Source organism: Nocardia sp. NPDC004340, assembly GCF_053602575.1.
In genome coordinates this window covers 13,924-28,638 of the sequence record NZ_JBSGDW010000013.1, presented here as the reverse complement: position 1 = coordinate 28,638, position 14,715 = coordinate 13,924, and the positions used below count along the sequence as shown (strand labels likewise).

The 14,715-nt window shown below is 70.6% G+C and carries 15 protein-coding genes; 10 read left to right on the top strand and 5 right to left on the bottom strand.

Features of this window, described 5'->3' with window-relative positions:
* Nucleotides 1–180: 180 nt before the first annotated feature.
* From ACWEOI_RS31935 to ACWEOI_RS31905, 7 genes are all read left to right on the top strand, one after another.
* Nucleotides 181–1,371 (top strand): FAD-dependent monooxygenase, encoded by a 1,191-nt coding sequence (locus ACWEOI_RS31935; protein ID WP_452362005.1) that lies wholly within the window; start codon nucleotides 181–183, stop codon nucleotides 1,369–1,371.
* A 73-nt stretch (nucleotides 1,372–1,444) separates the two neighbouring features.
* A complete protein-coding gene (locus ACWEOI_RS31930) occupies nucleotides 1,445–3,133 on the top strand; it encodes a methyltransferase (protein ID WP_452362004.1) in 1,689 nt (562 codons plus the stop codon).
* Nucleotides 3,134–3,212: 79 nt separating this feature from the next.
* A complete protein-coding gene (locus ACWEOI_RS31925) occupies nucleotides 3,213–3,497 on the top strand; it encodes a hypothetical protein (RefSeq protein WP_452362003.1) in 285 nt (94 codons plus the stop codon).
* Nucleotides 3,498–3,557: 60 nt separating this feature from the next.
* Complete coding sequence (locus tag ACWEOI_RS31920) at nucleotides 3,558–4,778, top strand: aminotransferase class V-fold PLP-dependent enzyme (protein ID WP_433671870.1); 1,221 nt, start codon at nucleotides 3,558–3,560, stop codon at nucleotides 4,776–4,778.
* A complete protein-coding gene (mnmA, locus tag ACWEOI_RS31915; RefSeq protein ID WP_452362002.1) occupies nucleotides 4,779–5,900 on the top strand; it encodes a tRNA 2-thiouridine(34) synthase MnmA in 1,122 nt (373 codons plus the stop codon). It begins immediately after the preceding gene.
* Nucleotides 5,897–6,376 carry a hypothetical protein gene (locus ACWEOI_RS31910; RefSeq protein ID WP_379278152.1) on the top strand — a complete coding sequence of 160 codons (480 nt, stop codon included), beginning with the start codon at nucleotides 5,897–5,899 and terminating at the stop codon, nucleotides 6,374–6,376. The genes mnmA and ACWEOI_RS31910 overlap by 4 nt, the downstream gene beginning before the upstream one ends.
* Nucleotides 6,363–7,406: a methionine synthase gene (locus tag ACWEOI_RS31905; RefSeq protein WP_433671873.1), complete on the top strand. Its 1,044-nt coding sequence runs from the start codon at nucleotides 6,363–6,365 to the stop codon at nucleotides 7,404–7,406. The genes ACWEOI_RS31910 and ACWEOI_RS31905 overlap by 14 nt, the downstream gene beginning before the upstream one ends.
* A 3-nt stretch (nucleotides 7,407–7,409) precedes the next feature.
* On the opposite strand, the gene ACWEOI_RS31900 is transcribed toward ACWEOI_RS31905, so the two are convergent.
* The gene (locus tag ACWEOI_RS31900) at nucleotides 7,410–7,964 is read right to left on the bottom strand and encodes a TetR family transcriptional regulator (RefSeq protein WP_433671874.1); all 555 of its coding nucleotides are present in this window, start codon (nucleotides 7,962–7,964) and stop codon (nucleotides 7,410–7,412) included.
* 109 nt (nucleotides 7,965–8,073) lie between these two features.
* On the opposite strand from ACWEOI_RS31900, the gene ACWEOI_RS31895 reads away from it, so the two are divergent.
* Entirely contained in the window at nucleotides 8,074–8,922 is an 849-nt protein-coding gene (locus tag ACWEOI_RS31895) for an SAM-dependent methyltransferase (protein ID WP_452362001.1), read from the top strand.
* A 21-nt stretch (nucleotides 8,923–8,943) separates the two neighbouring features.
* Here the strand turns inward: ACWEOI_RS31895 and ACWEOI_RS31890 are convergent, their stop codons facing one another.
* Together ACWEOI_RS31890 and ACWEOI_RS31885 are read right to left on the bottom strand one after the other, a co-directional pair.
* Complete coding sequence (locus tag ACWEOI_RS31890) at nucleotides 8,944–9,336, bottom strand: hypothetical protein (RefSeq protein WP_433671876.1); 393 nt, start codon at nucleotides 9,334–9,336, stop codon at nucleotides 8,944–8,946.
* Between the two features lie 43 nt (nucleotides 9,337–9,379).
* A complete protein-coding gene (locus ACWEOI_RS31885; protein ID WP_379101584.1) occupies nucleotides 9,380–10,621 on the bottom strand; it encodes an AAA family ATPase in 1,242 nt (413 codons plus the stop codon).
* Between the two features lie 268 nt (nucleotides 10,622–10,889).
* Between ACWEOI_RS31885 and ligA the strand changes: the two genes are divergently transcribed.
* Nucleotides 10,890–12,947, top strand: coding sequence for an NAD-dependent DNA ligase LigA (ligA, locus tag ACWEOI_RS31880; RefSeq protein ID WP_452362045.1), 2,058 nt, complete (start codon nucleotides 10,890–10,892; stop codon nucleotides 12,945–12,947).
* Between the two features lie 116 nt (nucleotides 12,948–13,063).
* Nucleotides 13,064–13,579, top strand: a complete 516-nt coding sequence (locus tag ACWEOI_RS31875) for a GNAT family N-acetyltransferase (RefSeq protein WP_433673277.1) — start codon at nucleotides 13,064–13,066, stop codon at nucleotides 13,577–13,579.
* 28 nt (nucleotides 13,580–13,607) lie between these two features.
* On the opposite strand, the gene ACWEOI_RS31870 is transcribed toward ACWEOI_RS31875, so the two are convergent.
* Together ACWEOI_RS31870 and ACWEOI_RS31865 are read right to left on the bottom strand one after the other, a co-directional pair.
* Nucleotides 13,608–14,147, bottom strand: coding sequence for a hypothetical protein (locus ACWEOI_RS31870; protein ID WP_452362000.1), 540 nt, complete (start codon nucleotides 14,145–14,147; stop codon nucleotides 13,608–13,610).
* 26 nt (nucleotides 14,148–14,173) lie between these two features.
* The gene (locus ACWEOI_RS31865) at nucleotides 14,174–14,593 is read right to left on the bottom strand and encodes a hypothetical protein (protein ID WP_452361999.1); all 420 of its coding nucleotides are present in this window, start codon (nucleotides 14,591–14,593) and stop codon (nucleotides 14,174–14,176) included.
* Nucleotides 14,594–14,715 lie beyond the last annotated feature (122 nt).

Here is a 14,715-nt window from a genome sequence, read left to right as displayed (position 1 = left end):
GCCGGCGCCATTTCTTTTGTGCGACTTGTCCTTTTTGTGAAGAATGTGCGGCGCGCCCGCGACGCGTGATGCGAAGCAATCCCGTATTCGACTCGTCAAGCCCAGTAACATCGGCCCGGCATTCGTCTGCGTCACCACTTTCCTTTCGGTTAGGACGGTTTCGTGAACAACGTGGAGTCGATGGGTCGCGAGAATGGCGACATCGACACCGAGGTAGTCGTTTTGGGCGCGGGACCCGCGGGCCTGGTCCTGGCGAATCTGCTGCTCGCGGCGGGCATCGCGTGCACGGTCCTCGAGCGGCGGAGTCGGCACTGGGTCGAGAACCGTTCCCGGGCAGGCTTTTTGGCGCCGGACACGGTGGCGGTGCTGCGCGCGCACGGGCTGGCGTCCGGTCTGGATCGGCACGGTCGCGAGCATGATGTGTGCGAATTCCGCGGGCCCGAGATCGGCTTCGAATTGTGTTACGGGAAGCGGGGTTCCGGCCGTCCGCATACGGTGTACCCGCAGCAGTCGCTGGTGTCGGACCTGGTCGCAGAATTTCTGCGGGCCGGTGGCGCAATGCATTTCGAGACGACCGCCGAGGCCGTCGGCGACCTCGATACCGAGCGCCCCTGGGTGCGGGTTCGTGACGCCGAGGGACGCGTGCGGCGCATCACCGGCCACTATGTCGCCGGGTGCGACGGCGGCCACGGGGTGGCCGCGCCCGCGGTTCCGGCCCGCACCGCGGTCCGCGATCACGGGATCACCTGGCTGGCATTGCTGGTCCAAGCGCCGCCGAGCTCGCCGAACGTCCTCTACGGCGTGCACCCCGACGGTTTCGCGGGCCAGATGCCGCGCACCCCCGACATCACCCGCTACTACCTGCAATGCGATCCGGCCGACACCCCCGAAGCCTGGGACGACGCGCGCGTCTGGGTGGCGCTGGAGAATCGCCTGCACGCGAGCGTCCACGGCCCGCTGCGCCGGGGCCCGGTCGTGGAACGCGGTCTGGTCCGGTTGCGGTCGGAGATCCGAGATCGCCTCCAGCACGGCCGATTACTGCTCGTCGGCGACGCCGCCACGGCCATCAGCCCCTCGGCCGCCAAGGGCGCGAATCTGGCGATCCTGGGCGCGGAACTGCTCGCGCGGGCGCTGACCGGCGCCTTACGCGACGGCGATGCCGCCGGGGTCTCGCGTTATTCGGCCGACTACGGCCCGGTGATCGAACGGGCCCAAGAGTTTTCGCACTGGATGATCGATCTGCTCCATCCGCCCGCCGCCGCGGATCCGCACGCCGATTACCAGCGTGTGCTGCGCCGGTCCCGCCTGCGTGATCTCTCGGTATCGCGGGCGCACCAGGACTTCTTCGCCGACAACTATGTCGGCCTCTGACATTCCGTCACCTCTCCCATTCCTTATGTCCCACAACTGAATACCTCTGTTCGCCATCCCCTCAGGAGGACGCGTGAATCCCGCGCTGGTAGCGCACGCCGAGCTCGATTCGTTCGATCTCGACCAGTTGGACGCCGCGGCACGATACGCCGCGGCCCACGACACCGGGGCGGTGCTGAGCGCCATGCTGCCCGGCCTGGCCGCTGCCGATCGGGCCGCCATCATGGCCCGTACCCGCTTCGCTCACACCGCCGTACTGGTGTTCCCACCGGATCTGAAGGCGCTCACCGCCGCGCTGGCCGGGCGCGGTCTCACCGCGGGCCCGCCCACCCCGAGCATGGTGGTCAGATCCCGGCTCGCCGACCGCTACGGCCTGCCCGCCGGAGAGCTGGACGTGCGGATCCTTCGAACCGCCGTGCCCAGCCCCGACGACGATCCCCGGTTACTGGAGATCTTCGCGCTGGCCGGAACGGCCGACGAGGCGCGCGCCACGATCGTGGCCGCGGAACGGGCCGCGGGCTACGAATCGCATCTTGCGCTCGAGGTCGAGAAGGCCGACAGCGTCGAACTCGCCGGGCTGCGCGCCCTGCTGCTGCACAAGAACCGCATGCACGCCGACGGCGGCGGCTACAACAGCCACGAGCACGCCACCGTCCTCTACTTCCGCACCGCCGCCGCCGACCGCCCCTTCCGGCGGCTGGAACTCCATGTGGCCGGGCAACATTCGTCGGTGCTGGCCGCGCACCTGGGCGTCTCCCACGACGCGCCCACCCGCCTGCTGCGGCTGCTGACCGGGGCGTGGGCTACTCAGGCGCTCGCGGTCACCGCCACCCTGGGCGTGGCCGACCGGCTGGCCGCCACTCCCGGCGCCTCGGTCACCGCCCTGGCCGAATTGACCGCCACCGATGTCGACAGTCTGTCCCGGCTGCTGCGCTATCTCTGCGAACTCGACATCGTCCGGGTCTGCGGCGAGGGCTACGAACTCACCGACTCCGGCGCGCTGCTGTCCAGTACGGCCGCCCGCTCCCTGCAACCGCTCGCCCGCCTGTACGGGGGAGCGTTCTACGAGTCCTTCGCCCACCTCGACCACGCGGTCCGCACCGGCGCCGCCGGCTTCGACCACCACTTCGGCAGTCATCACTTCGACTACTTCTCCCGAACCCCGGCCGGCGCGGAGCTCTTCGACACCGCCATGGCCGCCGGCGCCGCGATCTTCGGCCACGTCGCCGACCTGATCCAGCTCACCGGCACCGAGACCATCGTCGATATCGCGGGCGGCAACGGCACCCTGCTGGCCGCCCTGCTGCGCGAGGCCCCCGCCGCTCACGGCGTCCTGCTGGAACGCGCCACCGCGCTGGTCACCGCCCGCACCGCCCTGGAGCAGGCGGGCTGCCTGTCCCGATGTCGTTTGCTGGAAGGCGATTTCACCGCCCAGGTCCCCGCGGGCGCCGACGTCTACCTGCTCTCCCGGGTCCTGCACGACTGGGACGACGACCGCTGCCGCACCATCCTCGCCCGCTGCGCCGCCGCCATGCCCGCCCACGCCCGCCTCTTCGTCATCGAACGCCTCCTCCCCGACGACGACGCCCCGTCCCTCGCCCCCGCCTGGGACGTCCACATGCTCTGCAATGTCGGCGGCCGCGAACGTACCCTCACCCACTACCGCGACCTCGCCGCCACCGCCGGCCTCGCGGTGGATCGGGTCTGCTCGCTGCCCTTGGACTTCTCGATGATCGAGCTGAGCCGCCCGCCCGGCCGCTGACGGTCTCGATCGTTCCGGCGGTATCCGCTGTCAGCGCGCGATCGGCGGGCTGTCAGCGGCCGCGGCCATCGTCGTGTGTGTGCCGCAGCGACGGCACACCACCACGAAGGAGGACACCATGAACAACTCGGCGATCGCGCGGCTGGAAACGCTGGCGAATCGGATGGAACCCGCCGCGCGGGTCGACCGCAACGCGCGGGACTGGCTGACCGAGGTGCGGACCGCCATCCTCGAACTACGGCAGCAGCCCGCGCCCGGGTCCCGAGCGGGCGGCGGCCTCCTGGAGTCGGTCGGTGAGGGCCTGGCCCTGGGCGCGGGCTTCGCCGTCGGCGAGGAGATCGTCGAGGACCTGTTCGACTGGTGAACCGGCCCGCGGGTATGGCGGGAATAGCGACGCGACGGCGGCGGCTATCCTTGGACGGTCATGAAGTCGGCTTTCCCGGGTCCGGTCGGTGCCCAGACGGTCTACCTCGATCACGCGGCGACTACCCCGATGTTCCCGGTCGCGGTCGAGGCCATGTGTGCTGCCCTGGGTGTGACGGGGAACGCCTCGTCGCTGCACGGGTCGGGACGCGCCGCGCGGCGGCTGCTCGAGGAGGCTCGGGAGTCGATCGCGGCGGGGCTGGGGGCGCGGCCCTCGGAGGTGATCTTCACCTCGGGCGGGACCGAGAGCGACAATCTCGCCGTCAAGGGGATCTACTGGGCGCGGCGGGACGCCGACCCGAAGCGGAACCGGATCCTGGTGAGCGCGGTCGAGCATCACGCGGTGCTGGACACCGTGGAATGGCTCGAACAGCATGAGGGCGCGCGGATCACGTGGCTGGAGTGCGACGCCGAGGGCGTCGTGTCGCCGCGCACACTGCGGGCCGCGCTGGCCGAGCACGCCGAGGATACGGCGCTGGTCAGTGTCATGTGGGCCAACAACGAGGTCGGGACGATCCAGCCGATCCGGGAATTGGCCGCGGTGGCACAGGAGTTCGACGTGCCGATGCACAGCGACGCGGTGCAGGCGGCCGCCCAGCTGCCCATCGATTTCGCGGGCAGCGGGCTGGCGGCGGCCAGTTTCGCCGGGCACAAGGTCGGCGGGCCGCACGGGGTCGGGGTGCTGCTGCTGGGCCGGCAGGTGCCCGCGGTGCCGCTGCTGCACGGCGGCGGGCACGAGCGGGATCTGCGCTCGGGCACCTCGGACGTCCCCGCGGCGGTGAGCCTGGCGGCCGCCCTCCGCGAGACCGTGGCGGGCCTGGAGCTGCGCGCGGTGGACTTGGAGCGGCTGCGGGACCGGCTCATCGATGGTGTGCGCGCCGTCGTGCCGGACGCGGTGCTCAATGGCGGCACCGGTGAGCGACGGCTGCCGGGCAACGCCCACTTCACGTTCCCGGGCTGCGAGGGCGACTCGCTGCTGATGCTGCTCGACGCCGCCGGGATCGAATGCTCGACCGGATCCGCGTGCAATGCCGGAGTCGCCGGACCCTCCCATGTGCTGCTGGCCATGGGCGTGGAACCGGGCCGCGCGCGGGGATCTCTGCGATTCTCATTGGGACACGATTCGACCGACGCCGATATCGATGCCCTGCTGGCCGCGCTGCCGCAGGTCGTGGAGCGGGCGAAGGCGGCCGGACTGGCCGGAGCGAAGGGAGGCTTCTAGATGCGAGTACTTGCCGCGATGAGTGGTGGCGTGGATTCCGCCGTGGCGGCCGCCCGCGCCGTGGACGCCGGACACGAGGTGGTCGGCGTGCACCTGGCGCTGTCGGCGAGCCCGGGCACGCTACGCACCGGATCGCGCGGCTGCTGCTCGAAGGAGGACGCCGGTGACGCCCGGCGGGCCGCCGACGTGCTCGGGATCCCGTTCTACGTCTGGGATTTCGCGGACCGGTTCAAGGAGGACGTGATCGACGACTTCGTCGCCGCGTACGCCGCCGGCGAGACCCCCAACCCGTGCCTGCGCTGCAACGAGAAGATCAAGTTCTCGGCGCTGGCCGACCGCGCGGCGGCGCTCGGCTTCGACGCCGTCGTCACCGGGCACTACGCCCGCCTCGAGGACGGCGTGCTGCGCCGGGCCGTGGACGCGGACAAGGATCAGTCGTACGTGCTGGCCGTGCTGACCGCAGATCAGCTGTCGCGCGCCATGTTCCCGGTCGGCGACACCCCGAAGCCGCAGATCCGCGCCGAGGCCGCCGAGCGCGGGCTGGCCGTCGCGAACAAGCCCGACAGCCACGACATCTGCTTCATCCCCTCCGGCGACACCCAGGCCTTCCTGGGCGCGAAGATCGGCATCCGCCCCGGCGCGGTGCTCGACGCCGACGGCACCAAGCTCGCCGACCACGAGGGCGTGCACGGATTCACCATCGGCCAGCGCAAGGGTCTGGGCCTGCCCGGCCCGGCCGCCGACGGCAAGCCGCGCTACGTCACCGGCATCGACCCCGACACCGGCGACGTGCACGTGGGCTCGGCCAAGGACCTGGAGGTGTGGACGGTGCTCGCCGACCGCGCCATCTGGACCTCGGGTGAAACCCCTTCCGGCCCCATCGAATGCGTCGCCCAGGTGCGTGCCCACGGCGGCACCGCCCCCGCGGTCGCCGAGGCCGTCGACGGCGGCCTGGTGGTGCGGCTGCGAGAGCCGCTGACCGGGGTGGCCCGCGGCCAGGCCGTGGTCCTCTACCGCCCCGACACCGACGGTGACGAGGTGCTGGGCAGCGGCACCATCTCCGGCACCGAACGCGAACCGCACTCGTACGCAAGCGAACTGGTCTCGGATAGCGCCCGGTGAGCGACCGTCCCTCGCGCAGCGGCGCGAAGTCATATGTGGCGCCACAGATCCGGCCCGTTCTCGGTGGCCGGATCGTGTGGCGCACCGGTCTGGCGCAACCGGCTGGTCTGCGGCCCAAGCGCGGCCCCGGCAAGGTCCGGCTCGGCAAGGGCGCCACTCGGGCCTCGGCCGACCCGGTGGGGCAGCCCGCCCGCGCCGACACCGGCGAATTCCAGCCCGGCGAAGCGCAACCCGGCCCCGAGGGCCCGCATGACGCCGCGACCGGACCCTCGTCGGACCGCAACCCCGACCATTCCGGACGCAAGCGCGCCGTGACCGTCCGGGTCGCCCCCTACGCCGAACGCGGCCGTATCCCCACCGGCGCGCCCGCCGAGGGCACCGCGGGCAAGACCTGGGACTGGTTCGTCAACACGACCTGCTGGGACTGGTACACGAACTCGAGCGGAAAGACCGATCGCGGCGATGCCGGTGAGTGACAACGCCTTCGCGCTGCCCGGCGGCATCGCGACCGGCGTCGGCTCGTGGCCGGGCGCCGACCCGCGCGAGGCGGCGGCGACCGTGGTGGGGGAGCTGGGTCAGCTGCCGCACCTGGTCGAACTGCCCGCCCGCGGTATGGGCGCGGACATGATCGGACGGGTCTCCGGGCTGCTGGTGGACATGCAGTTCGACGGCACCACCCGCGGATACCGGCTGGGTGCGCGGCCCGGCGCGGTCTCGCGGCGCGCCAACGACCTGTTGCGCACCGACCTGGACGCGCTCGAAGAGGCCTGGGAGACCGGCGGTTCGGCCGGATCCGGTCACCCGGTGAAGGTGCAGGTGGCGGGCCCGCTGTCGGTCGCCGCGGAGGTCGAACTGCCCGGCGGGCATCGCATCCTCACCGATTCCGGTGCGCTGCGCGACCTTTCGGAGTCCCTGGCCGAGGGCATCGCCAACCACGTCGCCGAGGTCTCCAAGCGACTCGGCACGCAGGTGATCCTCCAGATCGACGAACCCCACCTGACGGCCGTCCTGAGCGGGACGCTGAAGGGCGTGAGCGTTCTGAACACGGTGCGCGCCATGCCCGAACCCGAGGCCCTGCACGTGCTCGACACCGTGGCCGCGCGGCAGTCGGTCCCGGTCCTGATCCACTCCTGCGCCGACCGCCCCGCGCTCGGTTTCCTGCGCAAGTCCGCCGCGAGCGCGATCGGGTTCGACCTGGCCGCCATCGGCACCCGGGACCTGGACCGCATCGGCGAATTGCTGGACGCCGGAAAGCATCTGGTCCTCGGCCTGGTCCCCACCACCGAACCGGCCAAGCCGGTCACCTGGCGTGACATCGCCGAACCCGGTGTCCGCCTGATCGACCGTCTCGGTTTCCCCCGCCGCCTGCTCGCCGACCAGATCCTGGTCTCCCCGGCCTGTGGCCTGGCCGGCGCCTCCCTGTCCTGGGCCCGCCGCGCGGTGAGCCTGGCCGCGGAGACCGCCCGCGCCTACGCCGACGAGCCCGACGGCCTCACCTTCGAATAGCCGCTACATCCGCTCGACGATGTCGAGCGCGATGGCCACCGCCGCCGCATTGCTCTCCTCGTCGGACAGCTCCAGGTCTCCCATCATGGACAGACTCCAGCTGATGGCCAGCAGCGCCTGCCGGGCGTGGAACACGGTCAGCGGGTCCCGGCTCGGCGCGCTCATCAGGTCCGCCAGCACCCGGAACTGGTAGCGCAGGCTCGTCCCGAACCCGAGGTCCCGGAACGCGGGCTGGTTCTCGTGCCAGAACCGGATCATGTCCTTGCCGAGACTGTGCAGCAGCGCCCCGTACCGGATCACGATCTCCCGCGCGCGCTCCCGCCCCTCGGGCGCGCTCTCGGCCCACGTCACGATCTCGTCGACGCCGCCCCGCAGATCCTCCGACAGACTGGCGACGATGTCTTCCTTGGTCCGGAAGTGGTAGTACAGCGCGGCTTTCGTGACTCCCAGGCGTTCGGCGATCTCCCGCAACGAGGTCTTCTCGTACCCCCGCTCCGAGAACAGCTCCATGGCGACGGCCCGAATCCGCTCCCGCGTGTCACTACGACGCCCGTCCATCGAATCCCTTCATTTTGCTTGACGCCCGGCAAGGAAAAAGCCTAGCGTCTTCCTCACCGCCAGATACCTAGCCGGGCGGCAAGTTAATTCACTCTCGGGGAGCAGTGACATGACCGAATCAGCAGCGAAAGTGCCGGTCGACGGCGTGGCCATGACGGCGATCGGGGTGGCCGTCATCCGGGCGCGAGAGTCCGAACGCGCCGACCGCCTCTACGACGACCCGCAGGCCGCGGCCTTCGTGGCCGCTGCCCGCCGTGGCTTCGACCCGGACCGCTGGGCCCGCGTGGAGGCCGTGGCCGACCAGTTCTACGAGGGCCGCACCGTCGGCGTGCACCTGGTCGACGAGCGATTCCGTGCGGCGATCACCGCGGGCTGCGCCCAAATCGTCCTCCTGGGAGCGGGTTTGGACACGCGCGCCTACCGGGTGCCTCTACCGCCGGACACCCACGTGTTCGAGATCGATCTCCCGGAACTCTTCGCCTTCAAGGAACGCGTCCTCGCGACCCTCCCCGCCACCCCCGGCTGCCACCGCCACGTGGTCGTCTCCGACCTCCGCGACGACTGGCGAACCCCCTTGCTGGCAGCCGGTTTCACCCCGAGCGTCCCCACCTACTGGGTGGACGAGGGCTCTCTCGGCTACCTGAACCAGGACTGGAACCAGCGCGTGGTCCGCACCCTCACCGAACTCTCCGCCCCCGGCAGTCGCTTCGGCGCGGCCCGCTACGTCGTCGACCCCGACGCTCCGCAGTACCGCGACCTCCGCCGCCTGGTCGCCGGTGACCACGCCCCCGACCCGGCCCCCATCACCACGTCCCAGGACATCGACGTCCAGTCCTGGCTCGACTCCCTCGGCTGGTCCACCGAGTTCCACAGCTGGAACGACCTGACGGCCCACCTCGACCGCCCGGTCGGTCCCCTCGACCCCCGGATCGGCACTATCGCGGCCGTCCGCCGCTGACCATGACCCGTGGCCGGAGGATCAGCCCTGATCCTTCGGCCGCTTCGAACCGAAGTAAGGACGGGCGCCCGGGTGGCCGAGCTGCCATTTGTCGGGCTTGCCGGTGGGGTAGGCGACGGGGATCCGGTCGCCGATGGACGGCCACTGATCGACGTCCCAGGCGAAACGGCCGTAGACCTCGTGCGCCACGACGGTCGGACCGGAGATGCTGCCGCTGATGGTGACGTACTGCTCGCCCGGCTCGGCGGGGCGGGGGCTCACGCCGGTGACGTGCAGGGTGCCGGATTCCAGTTCGGCGGGGGCGCCGAAGCCGGGCAGGCCACTACCGCCGCCACCGTTGGCGCGGCGGTAGTACATCACGGTCGCGGCCAGGGCGCCGCCGATCAGCAGGACGAACGCGAGCTGGATGAGCATGGAGTCCATGCTAGGCGGCGTCGCGTCCGGCCCAGGGCAGCGGCTAGTGGGCGGTGAGTTCGGAGACGCCGTGGTGGCGGCGGAGCTGCCAGACCGTGGTGCGCTTGGACTGGGAGCGGCCGTTGCCGCGGTCGATGAGGGTGCGGTTGGCGGTGGTGAACACCAATTGCGCGCCCTGGGTATTGGTTTCGGGGTTCTGGAACAGCTGGATGAGGCTGTCGGCGGTCTCGGGGGTGAGGGCGGCGTCGATATCGTCGACCGCCAGCACGCCGCCGGTGTCGAGGGCGTCCAGCATGGGCGGGAGCAGGCGCAGCATGGCCAGGGTGGCGCTGGACTCGTCGGCGATGTCGAAGGCGGTCTCGATGCCCTCGTGGGTGAGGCCCAGGCCGACACCGCGGCGGGCCACCATGCGGGAGTAGAGGGCGTCGCGGGCGGCGTAGAGGTTGGCCAGTTCGCGCTGCAGCAGGGTGACGGTGATGCCGTGCTCGAGGAACATCTCCTCGGCGTAGTTGGCCGACACCGTGCAGTTCTCGATTTCCTTTGTGGTGGACGAGATGTCGGTGTCCAGGTCACGCAGGTAGTCGGCGTACATGGGATCGTCCGAGGGCAGCAGCAGATCGGTGATGCCCAGGTCCGCGCCGCGCAGCAGGGTCAGCAGCCGCACCGCGTGATCGGTGGAGCGGGAGATGTGCGAGCCGACGCGGTGCGCGATCTCCTGCGGATCCGGTTGCCCGCACTGCACTTCCAGCAGCGACTGGAACCAGCGGTAGGCGGGCACCAGCGGTTCGGCGTACAACTGCCCGGACAGGCTGAGCAGCAGCGCGTTCGGCCGCACCAGCGGCACCACCGCTCCCAGGCCGTACCGGGCGGCCTCGAACATGGGCCCGATCCGGATGTCGTCCCCGGCGCGTTCGAAGACCACCCGCTTGCGATTGTGCGGGTGCGAGTGCAGCCATTCCGCCGCCACATCGGCGTTGTCGAGCCGGAATCCGTAGGTGTACGGGCAGCCCTCGGCGACGAAGTTGGCCACGAATTCCGAAGGGCGATCCGAGAATCCGAGATGCGGGGTGCGGTCGGGCCCGGAGTACGGGTCCCACCCGGTGACCGAGTTCAGCACGGCGTCGCGCATGCGGTCGAGCGCGTCGATGAGGCCGGTCTTGCCGGTGGCGGCCGCGCCGTACACGGCGGTGACCGGCGTGGCGACCGGTCCGCTACCCCGGGTCAGCCGCAGCTCCTGCGGTTCGGCGAGGGACCGATGGTTCGTCACCTGAAAACTACGCAACACCCTGGACATCCTGCCGGTCGCGGGTCGGAAATGCGACTCACCTTATTCGGACGTGGCGGTCGGATTGCGGGCGGGCCGCGAATGACGCTGCGCGACAGCGCCAACGGTCGCGCGCGAGGGCCGTGACGCGCTCGCGGCGGCCCGGCGACGAGCCGCTCCGGTCCCGCGCGAATGCGCCTCGACGTGCGGGAATGTTTGATCGAACCTGTCGGTGGGGCGGGATAGAGTGCCTCCTGTGAGCGAATCGGGCAGCGAATCGGGCAAGGAGATCACCGCGGCGAGCGGGGGCGAGCGGGTCGAGTGGCAGCGGTTGGCGGAGGAGGTCCGCGACCACCAGTTCCGCTACTACGTACGGGACGCGCCGATCATCACCGACGGTGAGTTCGACGAGTTGTTCAACCGGCTGGTGGCGCTCGAGGAGTCGCATCCGGATCTGCGGACTCCCGACTCGCCGACCCAGCTGGTCGGGGGCGGCTTCACGACAGCGTTCGCGCCGGTCGATCACCTGGAGCGGATGTACTCGCTGGACAATGTGTTCAACGAGGACGAGATGCGGCAGTGGATCGCCAAGGTGGAGGCCGACGCCGGCACCGACCTGCACTACGTGTGCGAGGTGAAGATCGACGGCGTCGCGCTGAACCTGGTGTACGAGGACGGCAAGCTGGTGCGCGGCGCCACCCGCGGCGACGGCCGCACCGGTGAGGACGTCACCCTCAATGCCCGCACCATCGAGGACATCCCGCACGAGCTGGTGCACAGCGACGAGTTCCCGGTGCCGAAGCTCCTCGAGGTGCGCGGTGAGGCGTTCATGACGCTGGCCGACTTCGAGGCGCTCAACGCCGCCATCGTGGCGGAAGGCAAACCGCCGTACGCGAATCCGCGCAATACCGCGGCGGGCTCGCTGCGCCAGAAGGATCCGGCGGTGACGGCCCGGCGGCGGCTGCGCATGATCTGCCACGGCTTCGGCCGCCTGGAGGGTTTCGCGCCGGAGTCGCAGCACGAGGCGTATCGTGCGCTCGCCGCCTGGGGTCTGCCGGTGTCCGCGCACACCGTGCGGGTGCGGGGCGCGGACGCGGTGGTCGACCGCGTCAACTATTGGGGCGAGCACCGCCACGACATCGAGCACGAGATCGATGGCCAGGTCGTCAAGGTCGACGAGTTCAGCCTGCAGCGCCGCCTGGGCGCCACCTCGCGCGCGCCGCGCTGGGCCATCGCCTACAAGTATCCGCCGGAGGAGGCCACCACCAAGCTGCTCGACATTCAGGTGAATGTCGGTCGCACGGGCCGGGTTACGCCGTTCGCGGTCATGCAGCCGGTGACGGTGGCGGGCTCCACGGTCGCGATGGCGACGCTGCACAACGCCTCCGAGGTACAGCGCAAGGGCGTGCTCATCGGCGACACCGTCACCATCCGCAAGGCGGGTGACGTGATTCCCGAGGTACTCGGTCCGGTGGTGGACGCGCGCGATGGCTCCGAGCGCGCCTTCGTGATGCCCACGCACTGCCCCGAGTGCGGCACCGAGCTCGCCCCCGCCAAGGAGGGCGACGCCGATATCCGCTGCCCCAATCAGCAGTACTGCCCGGCGCAGCTGCGGGAGCGGGTGTTCCACGTGGCCGGGCGCGGCGCGTTCGATATCGAGGCGCTGGGCTACGAGGCCGCGATCGACCTGCTGAAGTCGGGCGCGATCGCCGACGAGGGTGATCTGTTCGCCCTCGACGAGGCGACGCTGCTCACCACCACGCTGTTCACCAACAAGGCGGGCACGCTGTCGCAGAACGGCAAACGCCTGCTGGAGAATCTGGAGTCCGCCAAGGATCGCCCGCTGTGGCGCGTCCTGGTCGGCCTGTCCATCCGGCACGCGGGTCCCACCGCGGCCCGCGCCCTGGCCACCGCCTTCGGCAGCATGGACCGCATCCGCGAGGCCTCGGCCGAGGAACTGGCCGCCACCGACGGTGTCGGCCCGACCATCGCCGCCGCGGTCACCGAATGGTTCACCGTGCCATGGCATCTCGACATCGTCGACAAGTGGGCCGCCGCCGGCGTCCGCATGGAGGACGAGCGCGACGAGTCCATCGAACGCAACCTCGAGGGCCTGTCCATCGTGGTGACGGGCTCGCTGCAGACCTTCACCCGCGACGGCGCGAAGGAAGCGATCCTGATCCGTGGCGGCAAGGCCGCCGGATCCGTCTCCAAGAAGACCGCTTTCGTGGTCATCGGTGACTCGCCCGGCTCCAAGGCCGACAAGGCGGAGGAACTCGGCGTCCCGATCCTCGACGAGGAAGGCTTCGTCAAACTCCTCGCGGGCGGCCCCGAAGCGGTGTCGTAGCGAGCGCCGTGCACCGGTGCGGGGCGTGCCCGCGCTGGTGGGTGTTCGAGGCCGAGCCCTGGAAGCCGGGGCGGCGGGATGACGGTGTGGGATCGATCGAGGACGGAGTTGTGGTGATGGGCGCGGACGGTGACGCCGTGGTGATTCGGGATGCCGAGGTCGGAGATTTCGCCGCGGTCGGCGAGTTGACCGTCGAGGTGTATGTGGGCGAGGGACATGTGAATCCCCGGAGCCTGTATGTCGCGGAGCTCGCCGACACCGCCACCCGCGCGGCGTCGGCGGAGATCCTGGTGGCCGTGCGCGGCGGGGAGCTGCTCGGCTCCCTGACCATGGCCCGGCCGGGCACGCCGTTCGCCGATATCGCCCGGCCCGGGGAGCTGGAGTTCCGGATGCTCGCGGTGTCCAAGCGCGCCCGGGGCCTCGGCATCGGCCGCGCCCTGCTGGTGCGGGTGATCGAGACCGCCCGCGCCGAGGGCTTCGGCGCGGTGGTTCTCACCACCATGCCGACCATGCAGGACGCTCGCCGCATGTACGACCGGTTCGGTTTCGCGCATGTGCCGGAACGCGATTGGCACACCGATTCGGGGCTGCCGCTGACCGTCATGCGGTTCGAGGTCGCGGCGGGGGAGTGACCCCGCAGGGTCTGGACCGGTCCGGAATCTAGGTCAGCACGCCGTCGATACAGAGCGACGCCGTGCGCCAGGTCGGGGCCGGGCGGGTGCCGTCGAAAGTCCATCCGGCGATGGGTTCGGCGGCCTTCCAGAGCAGCACGTCCCCGGAGACCCGGACCACCTGGTACACGTCGTCGGTGCCCGGGATCAGCTGATTGCCGACGCAGTAGTCGGTGTAGCTGGTGCCGGGTTGCCGTGCGCCCGGACTGAATTGACCGACCGGGCTGCCGGTCGCGCCCGGTGTCCGCACCGTGGCGGGCCGATCGGTATCCGCCCCGGCGAACCAGTACGGCGCCCCGGCGTCGGTGCCGCACCGGAAGCTGGTGCCGCCCGCGATGACGGTGCTGTCCTGCGGGTAAGTCGTTCCCGCCCACAGACACCCGGCGCGGGCCCGGCGCTCGCCGGTCTCCGCCTCGGCGGTCGCGGCCAGCGGCAGCCCGGCGACGGCCAGGGCGGCGATGGCGATGGGCGCGGCGGCGGCCCGCCCGAAGCGTCGCGAGCCGCGCCGCGTGGTGATTGCAGTGGTCATGGTCGCTCCCTGGTCTCGGTACGTGGTCAGCAGTGGCTGGCGAGCGCGGGGCAGACGGTGTAGCCGGAACCGTCCCGGTCCCACTTGGGCGTCCAGGTGGCCGGGTCGCCGCCGCCGACCCGGTTCGGCGGTTGGTGCGGCGGGCGGACCGTGCCGGGTTTCCGCGGGTGCTGATTCTGGAGAACCGGATCGGTGTCGGTGTGGTTGAAGCCGAGCGGATCCCGGGCGTGGATGCCGGTGGGGTCATTGCCGTGCGTGATGATGCCGGACCGGTTGCCGCGGTCCCCGGACGTCCGCGACGGGTCGGAGGCTCCGGGTGATGTGCCGCCGTGTGTGGACGGTTCGGCGGATGCCTGTCCCGCGGCGAGCACGGCGGCGCCGGCCAGTGGGGCCAGGATCAGGCCGATGATGCGGAGGTGGGGTCGTGGTCGATGGGCGTGCTGCATGGCGTCATTGCCTCTCTGCGCGGCGTCTCGGCCGTTCCTTATCTACTAAGTAAGAACGTAGATGACCTACGTAGGTGAATAGTAGATAAAACCTGGGAATCTACTGAGTTCCTACGTAGGAA

Excerpts from the sequence above, each read along its gene's own strand:
- ACWEOI_RS31935 (WP_452362005.1), top strand. The coding sequence starts at position 181 with ATGGGTCGCGAGAATGGCGACATCGACACCGAGGTAGTCGTTTTGGGC.
- ACWEOI_RS31920 (WP_433671870.1), top strand. The coding sequence starts at position 3,558 with ATGAAGTCGGCTTTCCCGGGTCCGGTCGGTGCCCAGACGGTCTACCTC.
- mnmA (WP_452362002.1), top strand. The coding sequence starts at position 4,779 with ATGCGAGTACTTGCCGCGATGAGTGGTGGCGTGGATTCCGCCGTGGCG.
- ACWEOI_RS31905 (WP_433671873.1), top strand. The coding sequence starts at position 6,363 with ATGCCGGTGAGTGACAACGCCTTCGCGCTGCCCGGCGGCATCGCGACC.
- ACWEOI_RS31900 (WP_433671874.1), bottom strand. The coding sequence starts at position 7,964 with ATGGACGGGCGTCGTAGTGACACGCGGGAGCGGATTCGGGCCGTCGCC.
- ACWEOI_RS31895 (WP_452362001.1), top strand. The coding sequence starts at position 8,074 with ATGACCGAATCAGCAGCGAAAGTGCCGGTCGACGGCGTGGCCATGACG.
- ACWEOI_RS31890 (WP_433671876.1), bottom strand. The coding sequence starts at position 9,336 with ATGCTCATCCAGCTCGCGTTCGTCCTGCTGATCGGCGGCGCCCTGGCC.
- ACWEOI_RS31875 (WP_433673277.1), top strand. The coding sequence starts at position 13,064 with ATGGGCGCGGACGGTGACGCCGTGGTGATTCGGGATGCCGAGGTCGGA.
- ACWEOI_RS31870 (WP_452362000.1), bottom strand. The coding sequence starts at position 14,147 with ATGACCACTGCAATCACCACGCGGCGCGGCTCGCGACGCTTCGGGCGG.
- ACWEOI_RS31865 (WP_452361999.1), bottom strand. The coding sequence starts at position 14,593 with ATGCAGCACGCCCATCGACCACGACCCCACCTCCGCATCATCGGCCTG.